13 protein-coding genes and 1 pseudogene are annotated in these 12,185 nt (G+C 63.1%); 8 read left to right on the forward strand and 6 right to left on the reverse strand.

Annotated elements, in window-relative coordinates; genetic code table 11:
• Nucleotides 1–118 precede the first annotated feature (118 nt).
• The 3 genes and pseudogenes from G3N61_RS35190 to G3N61_RS35200 form a co-directional block, all read left to right on the forward strand.
• Nucleotides 119–1,135: pseudogene (locus G3N61_RS35190) on the forward strand (aldehyde dehydrogenase family protein); the annotation flags it as partial.
• Between the two features lie 14 nt (nucleotides 1,136–1,149).
• The gene (locus G3N61_RS35195; RefSeq protein WP_205824663.1) at nucleotides 1,150–2,277 is read left to right on the forward strand and encodes an NAD(P)-dependent alcohol dehydrogenase; all 1,128 of its coding nucleotides are present in this window, start codon (nucleotides 1,150–1,152) and stop codon (nucleotides 2,275–2,277) included.
• A gap of 166 nt (nucleotides 2,278–2,443) precedes the next feature.
• Nucleotides 2,444–3,607 (forward strand): helix-turn-helix domain-containing protein, encoded by a 1,164-nt coding sequence (locus G3N61_RS35200; protein WP_241018049.1) that lies wholly within the window; start codon nucleotides 2,444–2,446, stop codon nucleotides 3,605–3,607.
• Nucleotides 3,608–3,855: 248 nt separating this feature from the next.
• Here the strand turns inward: G3N61_RS35200 and G3N61_RS35205 are convergent, their stop codons facing one another.
• From G3N61_RS35205 to G3N61_RS35220, 4 genes are all read right to left on the reverse strand, one after another.
• A complete protein-coding gene (locus G3N61_RS35205) occupies nucleotides 3,856–4,287 on the reverse strand; it encodes a MarR family winged helix-turn-helix transcriptional regulator (protein ID WP_205824665.1) in 432 nt (143 codons plus the stop codon).
• Nucleotides 4,280–4,702 (reverse strand): SRPBCC family protein, encoded by a 423-nt coding sequence (locus G3N61_RS35210; protein WP_205824666.1) that lies wholly within the window; start codon nucleotides 4,700–4,702, stop codon nucleotides 4,280–4,282. Before G3N61_RS35210 ends, G3N61_RS35205 begins: the two co-directional genes overlap by 8 nt.
• Before the next feature lie 177 nt (nucleotides 4,703–4,879).
• The gene (locus G3N61_RS35215; protein WP_205824667.1) at nucleotides 4,880–5,836 is read right to left on the reverse strand and encodes a PDR/VanB family oxidoreductase; all 957 of its coding nucleotides are present in this window, start codon (nucleotides 5,834–5,836) and stop codon (nucleotides 4,880–4,882) included.
• A gap of 1 nt (nucleotide 5,837) precedes the next feature.
• Nucleotides 5,838–6,887, reverse strand: a complete 1,050-nt coding sequence (locus G3N61_RS35220) for an aromatic ring-hydroxylating dioxygenase subunit alpha (RefSeq protein ID WP_205824668.1) — start codon at nucleotides 6,885–6,887, stop codon at nucleotides 5,838–5,840.
• Between the two features lie 111 nt (nucleotides 6,888–6,998).
• Between G3N61_RS35220 and G3N61_RS35225 the strand changes: the two genes are divergently transcribed.
• Nucleotides 6,999–7,928 (forward strand): LysR family transcriptional regulator, encoded by a 930-nt coding sequence (locus tag G3N61_RS35225; protein WP_205824669.1) that lies wholly within the window; start codon nucleotides 6,999–7,001, stop codon nucleotides 7,926–7,928.
• Between the two features lie 212 nt (nucleotides 7,929–8,140).
• Here the strand turns inward: G3N61_RS35225 and G3N61_RS35230 are convergent, their stop codons facing one another.
• Nucleotides 8,141–8,983: a hypothetical protein gene (locus G3N61_RS35230; RefSeq protein WP_089454447.1), complete on the reverse strand. Its 843-nt coding sequence runs from the start codon at nucleotides 8,981–8,983 to the stop codon at nucleotides 8,141–8,143.
• Between the two features lie 255 nt (nucleotides 8,984–9,238).
• Between G3N61_RS35230 and G3N61_RS35235 the strand changes: the two genes are divergently transcribed.
• Both G3N61_RS35235 and G3N61_RS35240 read left to right on the forward strand, forming a co-directional pair.
• Entirely contained in the window at nucleotides 9,239–9,523 is a 285-nt protein-coding gene (locus tag G3N61_RS35235) for a hypothetical protein (protein WP_205824670.1), read from the forward strand.
• Between the two features lie 191 nt (nucleotides 9,524–9,714).
• Nucleotides 9,715–9,978: a hypothetical protein gene (locus tag G3N61_RS35240; RefSeq protein ID WP_205824671.1), complete on the forward strand. Its 264-nt coding sequence runs from the start codon at nucleotides 9,715–9,717 to the stop codon at nucleotides 9,976–9,978.
• A gap of 570 nt (nucleotides 9,979–10,548) precedes the next feature.
• On the opposite strand, the gene G3N61_RS35245 is transcribed toward G3N61_RS35240, so the two are convergent.
• On the reverse strand, nucleotides 10,549–11,493 hold the full coding sequence (locus G3N61_RS35245; RefSeq protein WP_205824672.1) for a LysR substrate-binding domain-containing protein: 945 nt from the start codon (nucleotides 11,491–11,493) through the stop codon (nucleotides 10,549–10,551).
• Nucleotides 11,494–11,712: 219 nt separating this feature from the next.
• On the opposite strand from G3N61_RS35245, the gene G3N61_RS39855 reads away from it, so the two are divergent.
• Entirely contained in the window at nucleotides 11,713–11,901 is a 189-nt protein-coding gene (locus G3N61_RS39855; protein ID WP_241018048.1) for a LysR family transcriptional regulator, read from the forward strand.
• A 66-nt stretch (nucleotides 11,902–11,967) separates the two neighbouring features.
• Nucleotides 11,968–12,185, forward strand: a 218-nt coding sequence (locus G3N61_RS39860; protein ID WP_241018051.1) for a LysR substrate-binding domain-containing protein, incomplete at its 3' end; no start/stop codon positions are given.

Consider the following 12,185-nt stretch of genomic DNA (forward strand, 5'->3'; position numbering starts at 1 on the left):
GGTTCAGCCGATAGATGCCGGCCTCGACCGGCACCCATTGCAGCAAGTGGGTCAGCCAGCGCGGCGTGATCGTGGAAAGCTGGGGGACGGTCTTGGTAGCGTTCGCTAGTTGGCGGGCGGCGTGATCTCGCCATTCAACTTCCCGCTGTACCTCGCGATGCGCGCGGTCGCGCCGGCGCTCGCGCTCGGCAATGCAGTCGTGCTGAAGCCCGATCCGCGCACTGCCGTGAGCGGCGGTGTCGCGATCGCCCGCGTGTTCGAGCTCGCCGGCTTGCCGGAAGGCGTGCTGCACGTGCTGCCCGGCGACGGCGCGGCCGGTGCGGCGCTGGTCGCCGATCCGCACGTCGCGATGATCCAGTTCACCGGCTCCACCGCGGCCGGGCGCAAGGTCGGCGAAGCGGCGGGCCGCCACCTGAAGAAGGTATCGCTCGAACTCGGCGGCAAGAACTCGCTGATCGTGCTCGACGACGCCGATCTCGAGCGCGCCGTCGCCAACACGGCATGGGGCGCGTACCTGCACCAGGGCCAGATCTGCATGGCGACCGGCCGTGTGCTCGTGCAGCGCAAGATTCACGACCGCTTCGTCGCGAAGCTCGTCGAGAAGGCGCAAAGTCTGCGGGTGGGAGACCCCGCGACCGCGGACGTCGGCCTCGGCCCGCTGATCAATGCCGCGCAGCGCGACCACGCGGCGAGCCTGGTCGACGCGGCCCGCCGCGCCGGCGCACGCGTCGAGACGGGCGGCGGCCATCGCGACCTGTTCTTCGAGCCGACCGTGCTGAGCGGCGTCGCGCCCGGCAATCCGGCGTTCGACAACGAGATTTTCGGGCCGGTCGCGGTCGTCGTGCCGTTCGATACCGACGAGGATGCGATCGCGCTCGCGAACCAGAGCGAATACGGCCTGTCGATGGCGATCCTGTCCGCCGACGTCGGCCGCGCGCTCAGGATCGGCGAGCGGTTGAACACCGGGCTGTTGCATATCAACGACCAGACCGTCAACGATGAAGCGATCAATCCGTTCGGCGGCGTCGGCGCATCGGGCAACGGCTCGAGCATCGGCGGCAGCGCGAACTGGGAAGAATTCACGCAGTGGCAGTGGCTGACGATCAAGGGTGAAGCGCCGCTGTACCCGCTTTGACAAGGAGACCGACCATGTACACCGAAAACGATACACGCGTGATGACCGCAGCCGTCGCGCGCGCCGCCGGCGCACGCTTCTCGATCGAATCCGCCCGGATCCGTGCGCCGCGCGGCGACGAGGTGCTGGTGCGCGTCGTCGCGACGGGCCTGTGCCACACCGACCTGATCGTGCGCGACCAGTACTACCCGGTGCCGCTGCCGGCCGTGCTCGGTCACGAGGGCGCCGGCGTGGTCGAGGCGGTCGGCCCGAACGTGAAGACGCTCGCCGCGGGCGATCACGTCGTGCTCACCTATGGCGCGTGCGGCCACTGCACGTCGTGCGTCGGCGGTCACGGCGCGTACTGCCGGCAGTTCTTTCCGCTGAATTTCGGCGGCGCCGACGCCGATGGACAGACCGCGATCCGCGACGCATCCGGACAGCCGCTGCACGATCATTTCTTCGCGCAGTCGTCGTTCGCGAGCTATGCGCTCGCACGCGAGAACAATGCGATCAAGGTGCCGACGGAGGCGCCGCTCGAACTGCTCGGGCCGCTCGGCTGCGGGATCCAGACCGGCGCCGGCGCGGTGATTCATTCGCTCGCGGTGCGTCCGGGCAGCAGCTTCGCGAGTTTCGGCGCGGGCGCGGTCGGCATGAGCGCCGTGATGGCCGCCCGCATTGCGGGCGCCAGCACCATCATCGCCGTCGACATCGTCCCGTCGCGGCTCGCGCTGGCCCTGGAGCTCGGCGCGACGCACGCGCTCAACAGCAAGGAAGTCAACGTCGTCGACGCGATTCGCGAGATCACCGGCGGCGGCGTCGACTTCGCGCTCGAATCGACCGGGTTGCCGGCCGTGCTGTCGCAAGGGATCGACGCGCTCGGCTCGCGCGGCACGATGGGCGTGGTGGGCGCGCCGAAGCTCGGCACGAAGGCCGAATTCGACGTGAACAGCCTGCTGCTCGGCGGCCACACGATCCGCGGTATCGTCGAAGGCGATAGCGTGCCGCAGACGTTCATTCCGCAGCTCGTGCAGCTCCATCTGCAAGGGCGGTTTCCGTTTGACCGCCTGGTGAAGTTCTACCCGCTCGAGCAGATCAACCAGGCAGCGGAGGACAGCAGCAACGGCCTGACGCTCAAGCCGATCCTGCGTTTGCCGCATTGAGCGCGGGGTGCCGCCGCCATGGGCGACCCCGAGTCGACCACACGCGGCGGCGCCCCCGTGGAAAACACGCTGTTTCGGACCCTGGGCTATATTGCGAATTCGCGCGACACGCCGGGCCGGTACGCCCGGCCCGGACATTCGACCCCAAATGGAACGCAGCGTGAAGATGGCCTCCGACTCCCTTTCACGGCCCGTCGACCTCGACCGGCTCCGCGCCCGCTTCGCGGCGGGTGAGCCGCTGCCGGAGACGGCGTTGCCGGCCAGCGTCGCGCGCTCGTGGCTGCGTTCGCGCGACGCCGGGCTCTTGCCGTGGCAAACCGCCCACTACGAAATGCTCGGCGAGCTCGATGACTCGCGCGCCGGCCGGCGGCTGTACCGCTGCGTCGCGCAAGAAATCGAACCGCTGTGGGCCGCGTTCGGCGGCAGCGACTGGACGATCTTCTGTGTCGATCCGCGCGGCACGGTCGTCCATGTGCGACGCAGCCCACAGTGCGACGAAGCGCTGCTGACGCCGATCGTTGCCGGGCGCCGGATCGTCGAGCCGAACATCGGCACGACCGCGCCGAGCTGCGTGATTCACGACGGTGCGGAGGCTGTCGTCGCGGGCGCCCAGCACTATCTTGACGAACTGTCGAAGGTCTTCTGTCTCGCGGTGCCGCTGGTCGGCTTCGACGGCGAGGTGATCGGCGCGCTCGACATCACCGGCATCGGGCGACGCAATGTCGTGCTGCTGCATGAACAGTTCCGCCATGCGGCACTGTCCGCCGAGCAGCGGCTGTATGCGATGCTGCGCGACTGCCATTTGCTGCAGGTGCAATACGATCCGCGCTGGCTCGGCACGCCGCTCGCCGGCGTCGTCGCACTCGACGAAACGGGCCGCGTGCGCGCGGTGAGCCGCCTGGCGCGCCAGATGCTCGATCTCGCACCGTCCGGGCCGGTCGGCGCGTGCGAGGTTCGGCAGTTGTTTCCCGGCGCGACGCCTGCGCAACAGCGCCGTTTACTGACACCGTCGCGCACGCCGCAGCGGATCGCGCGTGACGACGGCAGTCACGTTTGGGTGCGCACCGTGCGCGCGCCGCTCGATCGGGCGACGACGCCGCGCCAGTCCGATACGCTCGAGTACGCAGCCGATGTCTGCGGCACGACGCCGGCTGCGAGTCCGCAGGCCAGCCTGCACGAGCAGTCGCTCGATGCCATCCGCCGGGCGCTCGACGAGCACGACGGCAATGTGTCGGCCGCCGCGCGGCAGCTGGGTATTTCGCGCACCACGCTGTACGCGAAGCTCAGGCAGCTCGATGCAGCGGGACTCAAGTACTGCGGGCCGCACTGACGCATCGTGCGTTAACTGGAAGAGACCGACGCGTTTGCGTCGCGGCATGCGCATCGATTCACGACAGGCGATCTCTCGATGCAGGGATGCGGACGCGCCAGCCGTCGTCGCGCATGGTGCGAGCGGTTCGACGTGATTGGGCGTGCAATCGGGCCGGCGCAAAGTCGAGGTGGGTAAGGAGGCGCTTGAGAAAACCGTAAATAAAGGACGTTTAGCGGTACGAGGCCAAAGCGCCGCATTGGCATGAATCATCGACCCAGCGCTTTTAGCACGGCTATCAGCGCCTCTTGGTCGTCAACGACTTCAAAGAAGGCACGATCTGCATCTTCGACAACCTTCACCGCCCGAACGGCGAGGTCTGCGCCCGCGGGCGTGATGTCGATGATCCGGGCTCGCGAATCAGATGGATCAGGCATTCGCGTCAGCAGTTCTCGCTCGGCGAGTACACGGAGGACCTGCGAGGTCATCATCGGGTCGGTATTGGCGTGCTCGGCAACGCGGCGCTGACTTGGCGTCTCCCCGGCAACGCGTGTGATCCACCAGGTACTGGCCAGCAGGACGAATTGAACGTGCGTCAGCCCCAACGGCTTCAGCGCGGCGGTAATACGACGCTGCCAGCCCAGCGTCGCTCGCCATAGTAGAAGTCCCGGACTTTCGCCAGGGTGAAGGGATTCACTCACCCAGCTGCTCCGCCCGCAAACCAAGGGCAGCGATCACGTCTGCGAAGTCAGCCGTGACAGCCGCACCCACCGTCCCGGCTACCGGCTCGGGTCCATCGACTTCGCAGCGATACGTGATCTTCGTGCCGCGCTCGGTCGGCGACAGTTCGTGACGAACGCGAACAACCACGCCAGCGTCCGGTACTTCGGTGACATCCTCGAAGCCCTTGTCAGCCTCAACCCACGCGAAGCGGAACGGCAACCTCGTCGAGTCCGGCAGAACCATCACCGCCGTCGTGCCTGCCTGGAACGACCCGTGCATCTCGATGCTCAGGACACCTTCGTTCCATTCCGACCATTTCTCCGGCTCCGCCAGGACGCTGAAGACCTGTGCCGGTGTCGCGGCACATTCGCCTGTGACCTCAACTGTCCACATGCCTGCTCCTTTTTTATAAATAGTATGCGCGCATACTATTCTGAACCAGGTTCCGTCGTCAACCATCTCACGGCCAGCAGCCGTGAGCCACGGTACCCTGGTAGCGTGGCTCACTAGTGACGGTGCTGCGAATGCCTCATCCATCTGTCGGAAGCGTTTGAACGTGCGCTTCGACGCCTAGAGATCGATCACCAACTCGCTGGACCTGGCGCACGAAACACAGATCATCAGCGATCGATTCGCCTTCTGCTCGTCGTCGTCAAGCACATAGTCGCGATGGTCCGCCTCGCCCGACAGCAGCGCAACTTCGCAGCTCCGGCACAGGCCCTCTCTACACGAATGCGCCGCCCGTACGCCGTGGCGCTCGAGACATTCGAGAATCGATTCGTCAGGCTCGACAACGCATCGCAGACCCTGTCGGGCAAGCACGACGGAGAACGATCCGTTTTCCGCGACTTCCTCACTTTGGGCGGGCGCAGCAAATCGCTCGAAGTGAAGCCGCTCCGGCGAGAGCGCTGCGTGTCCGCCCTGTGCCGCAACGGCGTCCATCAGACCTGCCGGTCCGCAACAATAAAGATGCTCATCGGGAAACACATCGCGCATCATCGCGCCGACGTCGTGCGGAAGAGACCCTGCGTTCTCGTCGTCGGCGTACACGTGCACCGGCCCGCCGAACGAGCGCAGTTCGTCCATCCATCCCGCATGGGCACGCGAACGAACGCAATAGTGGAGCTCCCACGGCAGTTCGTGACGCACGCACCAGCGGATCATCGCGAGTATTGGCGTAATGCCGATGCCGCCTGCAATAAACCGATGCCGCTTCGCGACAGGCGACAACCCGAACAGTGCGCGCGGCTTGCCGATCATCAGCGTGTCGCCGAGTCGCAGCCGTTCATGAACGTAGGCCGACCCGCCTCGCGACGTCGCGGATCGGCCGATCCCGAGGCAATAACGCGACCTGTCCCACGCCTCGTTGCACAACGAGTACTGACGCGTCATGCCATCGGGTAGATGAACATCGACATGCGCGCCCGGCTCGAACGGCGGAAGCGGCGCGCCGTCAGCGGGACGCAAGTCGACCCCGACGATTCCTTCGGCCTCGATCCGCAGCGCCGTCACCTTCATCTCGATCATGTCAGCGCTCCGCACCGGCCTGTGTTCGGGCCTCGCCTTCTTCTTCCAGACGGGCTTTCACGGCCCAGCGAAACTGGGAAAGCGCCGAGTCGATACCGAAGGGCGTCATTTCAAAGCCGGGGTCGAGTGCCAGGTTTCTTTGCTGCGCCGTAATGATGTCCCGGTCTTCATCGAATGCATCGACGACGGACTGGTGAACGGAGCGGGTGACCTCAGGGTTATCGATCGCAAAGTTGTGGGGATGGGCGAAGAAGTAATGCGTCGAACTTTCCGTTTCGGGCGTCAGCGCCTGACATCCGCGAAATTCCGCCGCATCGACACGCACGCCGTCGCGCGCGCCCGTACCCGTCGGCGCCATGCCCGAGTCCATGCGCAGAATGGCGGGCAGGGTGAAGTCGTAGATATTCCATCGATCCACCTTTCCGGGCCAGCCCTTGACAGCCGCCGCGAACGGCGGCGCATCGGTATCCAACACCCAGCGCGTGATGCGCACGCCGTTTTCGATACGCTCGACCTTAGGCTGCACTTTCGCGTAGTCCTCGGAGCCGCCGAGCGTCGTCGGATGAACGAAGGGCAGATGCGAGAAGTCGAGCAGGTTGTCGCAGATGAGCAGGTAGTTGACGTGATAGTGAATGTACCCGGGCAGGCTGCGCCATGAAGGATCGTCGACCCAATGCGTGTCGGGAATGGTGCTCGGGTCGGCAAGCGCGGGATCGCCCATCCAGATCCAGATCCAGCGATGCCGCTCGACGACGGGGTAACTCCTGACTTTCGCGCGCGGCGGAATGCGCTGCTGAGCGGGTGCTTCAACGCATACGCCGGCGCTGTCGAACTTGAGTCCGTGATACATGCAGCGCACGCAATCGCCTTCGCGCCGGCCGACGGAAAGCGGCGCACCGCGATGGCAACACCGGTCTTCAAGGGCAACGATGCCGCCGTCATCCTTGCGATACATCACCACCGGTTTTCCAATGACGACGCGTGAAAAGAGCGCATCGGATGCGACTTCGTGAGACCACGCGACCACGTACCACGTGTTCTGGATGAACATGCTCGTCTCCTTGATTTCTTGTCTGCGCCGGCTCGTCGGGCGCTTGACGGCAAGATAGGATCGACGTGATGATGCGTCAAGCTAATGCCATTAATGGAGACAATGCACGCCATGCATATCAGAGACCTGGATCTGAATCTGCTGGTCGTGTTCGAAGCCCTGTTCCGCGAGCGGAGTGTGACGCGCGCGGCGCAGGATATCGGGCTGACGCAGGGCGCGATGAGCCACGCGCTCAACCGCCTTCGGACATTCTTCGAAGACCCGCTATTCGTGAAGACGGCGGAAGGCATGATGCCCACGGCGAAGGGCGATCAATTAGGCGGCACCATCTCGGAAGTGATCGCATCGATTCGGGAGAACGTCGTAGCCGAGGCGGGCTTCAACCCGCTGACGGCTCGGCGTGCTTTCGTGCTCTGCATGACCGACATGGGGGAGCTCGTCTTTCTGCCGCCGTTGATCCGCCGGCTGCGCAAGATGGCGCCGCACTGTACGTTGCGCTCGGTACAGGGGCCGCTGGAACAGATCGAAGGGATGCTGTCCTCCGGTGAAGCGGATTTGGCGCTTGGCTCGATTCACGCTGCGCCGGAAGGGCTGTATCAGCAGCAGCTCTTCATGCATTCGCTCGTGACGCTGGTGAGCGTGCGAAACCGGAAGATCGGCAAGACACTGACGCGTGAGCAATTCGAAGCGATGCCGCAAATCGTCGTCTCTCTGACGGGGCGGGCCAGCGCAGCGTACGACAGTGCCTTCGACGCCTATGGCATCAAACGGAACATCTTTCTTACCACGCCGCATTTCCTGGCCGTGCCGCATCTGATCGATGCACAACCGGACCTCATCGCGACCGTTCCGCTGGAACTGGGCAAGGTCTTCTCGAAACTGGGTACCGTCAGGATGTTGCCGCCGCCCGTCGAACTGCCGCCGTTCGCCCTGCGTCAGCATTGGCATTCCCGGTTGAATACCGATCCAGCCAACGTCTGGCTCCGCCATCTGATCAAGGAGACGTTCGAGGACTATCCGAACATCAATGAGCAGGATTGACGTCAAGGGCCGTTGTCGAGGTGCAAGCAGATGTTTGCGGAGTTGGCCGAGTTCGGCCGCCGGCATGCCCGGCTCGGCTTGCTTCAGTGCAAATCATCGCCGCGCTCAAGCGGGGGGCCGACGTGTCTATCGTGTCGGATATCGCCGTGCGATACGTGTGATGTCGCGGCAACCGGGCGCGCCGTGTTCCGAGGCGCGCCCGTTCTCAGGCATCAGGTGGTGAAAATCCGGCGTTGATAGTCGAGGATCAGCCGGTCGATGTCATGACCGGAACGCCGCGGCTGGCTTTTCGGCTCGAGCCAGATCCATCGCATCATCCGGTAACGCGCCTCGACGCACATGAGCCATGCATCCCAATCCGACCAGTGGCGCAGCAGCGGGATGTTGCGAATGTCCCGCAACCCGTCGCGAATCTCGTACACGTGGAAATGCTCGCTGGCGCGCTGGCTCAATTCGTCGAACGCGCGAGCGGCTTGCTCCGGGTCGGCAAGCAGGAAATCGTGGATTTCGATGATGACCTGGCTGCCGGAAAGCTGTTCCAGCAGCGCATTGTCGAACAGCTCGAACTCCGCGCCCTCGATATCGCACAGGATGACCCGTTCGGCCGGATCGCCACCGTGCTCCGCCAGGACGGCGGGCAGGTTGCGATCGGCCTGGCCGAACACGGCGACCCGGTCCGCCAGCCCCATCTCCGCGGCCCGATGCTGGATAGCCTGGCGGCGCTGCTCGTCCATTTCGAAACACACGCTGCGGGCGAAGACGTTGTTCCGGACCAGACCGATGCCGAAAATCCCGTCGGCGGCCCCCAGGTCGACCAGCACCTTTTCGGGCGATCCGAGCGCTTCGAGAATCGCGCAAACGGCGATCTCGTACGTGCCGAGCAGGTAGCCGCCCACCGCGACTTCCGCCCAGTGGCTGACGCCGATGGGCAATCCCCGCAGGATGCCGTACTGGACGATCGAGCCGGTCTGCTCACGCAGTAGCTGCGTCAGATAGTGCAGACGAAGATTCGCGGCCTGAATCGAGCTTTGGCTGAAGTACTGCGCGTGGTCCATTTTTCTCGGTCTCCCGGGGTCAAGAAGCGCGTCGGCAATGCGGCGATGACGGGTTGTCGTCTGTCGATGCGACGCGTGTTGCTTTGCGTTGCCTGGGAGGAGAATATAACGTGCTTGTTGCGGCAGGGGGCGAGAGCGGGGGGCGGCTGATGTGGCATCGGTCGCGGATTCGCGAAGAGATGGATGCGGCGGCATTTTGGCGCCATTCGCCCGCCGCCCATGTGGCACCCATCCAATTTCATTTGGAGGACTCCAATGATTGAACTCGAGCAATACTACGGAGGAGATGAATCCTGGGAACGGTTCTCCAGTTTATTTGCCAAATACATCGATCTCCCGGAAGTCAGGGAGTTGGCTACCGATCTCAACGGCCATATTGATCTTGCTTATACAATCTATTGGGTGGCTGGCCCGAAATCGGCCAAAAAATGGATTGATTCGAATGTGCCGGCACTCGACGGAATTCGACCTGTCGATTGCGTCAATGATCCAGAGCTTGTCAAGCGTCTACGCGTGTGCCTGATGCGAATGCCTAGTTGAGAGGCGAAATACGTCTGCGATCCGCCGCCTATGAAGCCGTTCGGGTGTGTAGGTTCGTCAGGGGGATTGTGCTTCGAGATTTCAGGCGCCCGTCACATGAATAGAGTTTCGAGTTTTAATGAGAAATTGCGGGCAGCATATCCCCTTTGCAATACACTGCAAATCAAATTGACATCGGTTGAAGTGTACGCATGAAATTCAATGATATTTACTTCTCCAGGGAAGGTAGGTACTCGATAGGAGTTGAACTGGACTCAGGCGCGCACTATCTATCGATTCCAGTCAGCAATGGCATGATTGATTGCGAGGAACATTACGAAATAACCGAATCCCAATCGAAGGATTTTCTCGAAGACAGAATACTTGCCAATGACTTTGCGGATAAATGCAGGAGTCGAATGATGGATGATTTCCTGATAATCAAACCTGGAGCAGATCGTGGAATGCCATCCTGATGGGGGATGGAATATGCTTTACCAACATCGCGAACAAGAGTCCGAACGGATCGCCTCGACCTGACGAGGATAGTGTGGAGGATCACTCGCCATGAAAGACATGATCCATGTTCACCACCTGGAATTTATTGTCTTCTTGTTCATGAGCAAACTCGTATGGAATTCAGCGCCCCTCGTGGAAACACCTCGTCAACGACCTGCCGCTGTTCAGTTCCGCAGTTTGACCTTCGCCGCATCGCATTAGCGCAATTACCGGACACGATTAGCGCACGAACGAACACCATTGGCACTATTTATTAACTTCAACACTAGTCACCCCTCTCGGCACCGGCGCCACGCAGGAACAATTCTCTACTCACCGTCAGCAAGCAATTTCGTTTCTCCGCGCTCGCCGGCCTTTGTCTGAGAGTCGATGGACGGGAACAACATTGCTTGGACCAACGGTTGCAAAACGTGCTGGAAGGCACGCGGTGCGTGCTGGAATCGAACAGCCGGAAGCATGCCGATAGGCTCCTGCAGTTGCCGGGCTTTCAGGCGTTCGACCGTCGGGCTCGACAGGAGACGGAGACTTCATTCGATCGGCAGGTAACGTCCTTCGCTTGCCAACCGTTCGAATTCCTTTGCCAGGAAATCCAGCATCTCGCGCACCGCTGGCCGCATACCTTGGCGCGAAGCGAATGCGGCTTGCACGATGCCTGCAGGGGGGGCCCAACCGGGCAGCAGTTCGACCAGTTGGCGATCGATCAGGGCCGAATGCACCAGTTCGCGCGGCAGTGACGCGCAACCGACGCCCGCCAGCGCCGCAACCAATAGCGAGCCGACATCGTTGGCCACCAGGCGGGGCGTGTGCTGCACTTCGGCGCGCTCGCCAGCCGGGCCTATCAGCGTCCAATAGCTTTCGTCCGTCGAATTGCCCAAGCCCAGCGTGGGTAGACGTGCCAGGTCTGCCGGGATTGTGGGTGGAGCGGCGCTGGTCATCAGCACGGGCGCGGCCACCAGCACGTGTGAGCTGCGCGCCAGCGGCTTGACGATTTCGTCGGCATGCGTGGTTCGCATGGTGCCGTCTGGCGCGGCAAACCGGACGCGTAGCGCCACATCGACGCCGTCGTGCCAAAGATCGACCTTGCGATTGGTCGATTCGACGCGAACCACGACTTCGGGCCAGGTGCACAGGAATTTCGCCAGCATGTCAGCCACCGCGTTTTGCAGCAATGCAGGCGGGCATGAAAGGCGGACAGGGCCGCGCGGCGCGGCGGCGTACTCAGCGGAAAGGGCCAGAGCAGCCTCGGCTTCGGCCAGCATGGCGCGCGCATGTTGCAGGGTGCGCTGCCCGATCTCGGTCACGGCGAATCGCCGCGTGCTGCGCTGGATCAGCCGGATACCCATTCTGGCCTCCAGCTCGGCGACTCGGCGGCTGAGCTTGGATTTGGGGATCCCGGTGGCGCGCTCGGCGGCGGCGAAGCCGCCATGCTCGGCAGCTTGGACGAAATATGCGAGGTCACTGAGATCTTCCATACAGTCATTGTCCTACAAATGGGATTCTGAGGGGTATTTTGGCATCTTTTTTCAGATTGATGTCGCCGTTACGATTAATGCATGCGCTCACAGTTCACCCAACTTCACACTTGAAATGAAAAGAGTCCTTGGAATTCACGGTAACCCCAATGCGCATTGGGGCAGCGACGGCTTTCCGGTGCGCTCCGTCCAGTCGACCGCGCAGGGGAATCCGGACAAATGGACCAACTTCAATCGATTCGGGCATTCGTGACGGTGGCAAGGGAAGGCGGATTTCGCCGGGCGGCAACCCGGCTGCGCGTGTCGACGACGATGGCGAGCCGGCTGGTCGATGCGCTCGAGACGCGCCTTGGGGCACGCCTGCTTCAACGCAGCACCTGCCACCAGTCGCTGACGGAAATCGGCTAGCTGTACCTCGCGCGCGTCGAGCGGATTCTCGATGCGATCGACGACATCGACGGCTGTTTCGTGGCGATGGGCAGCAAGCCGGAAGGCGCATTGCGCATCGCCGCGCCGGTCGCGTTCGGGCTCAGCCAGTTGAGCGCGTTGCTCGATCGCTTTGTGAACCGGTTTCCGGACGTGCGGCCGACCGTGACGCTGACCGATACCCATGTCGATCTGACGTCCGAAGCCATCGATGTCGCGTTCCTGACCGACGGCATGCCGGTGTCCGGGGCACACGCGCTGCACAC

This window comes from Burkholderia sp. Ac-20349, assembly GCF_017104865.1.
In the GTDB taxonomy this organism is placed as follows: Bacteria; Pseudomonadota; Gammaproteobacteria; order Burkholderiales; family Burkholderiaceae; genus Burkholderia; species Burkholderia aenigmatica.

Bases quoted from the DNA above. Each gene is read 5' to 3' on its own strand.
- G3N61_RS35195 (WP_205824663.1), top strand. From the start codon at position 1,150: ATGTACACCGAAAACGATACACGCGTGATGACCGCAGCCGTCGCGCGC.
- G3N61_RS35200 (WP_241018049.1), top strand. From the start codon at position 2,444: ATGGCCTCCGACTCCCTTTCACGGCCCGTCGACCTCGACCGGCTCCGC.
- G3N61_RS35210 (WP_205824666.1), bottom strand. From the start codon at position 4,702: ATGTGGACAGTTGAGGTCACAGGCGAATGTGCCGCGACACCGGCACAG.
- G3N61_RS35215 (WP_205824667.1), bottom strand. From the start codon at position 5,836: ATGATCGAGATGAAGGTGACGGCGCTGCGGATCGAGGCCGAAGGAATC.
- G3N61_RS35220 (WP_205824668.1), bottom strand. From the start codon at position 6,887: ATGTTCATCCAGAACACGTGGTACGTGGTCGCGTGGTCTCACGAAGTC.
- G3N61_RS35225 (WP_205824669.1), top strand. From the start codon at position 6,999: ATGCATATCAGAGACCTGGATCTGAATCTGCTGGTCGTGTTCGAAGCC.
- G3N61_RS35230 (WP_089454447.1), bottom strand. From the start codon at position 8,983: ATGGACCACGCGCAGTACTTCAGCCAAAGCTCGATTCAGGCCGCGAAT.
- G3N61_RS35235 (WP_205824670.1), top strand. From the start codon at position 9,239: ATGATTGAACTCGAGCAATACTACGGAGGAGATGAATCCTGGGAACGG.
- G3N61_RS35240 (WP_205824671.1), top strand. From the start codon at position 9,715: ATGAAATTCAATGATATTTACTTCTCCAGGGAAGGTAGGTACTCGATA.
- G3N61_RS35245 (WP_205824672.1), bottom strand. From the start codon at position 11,493: ATGGAAGATCTCAGTGACCTCGCATATTTCGTCCAAGCTGCCGAGCAT.
- G3N61_RS39855 (WP_241018048.1), top strand. From the start codon at position 11,713: ATGGACCAACTTCAATCGATTCGGGCATTCGTGACGGTGGCAAGGGAA.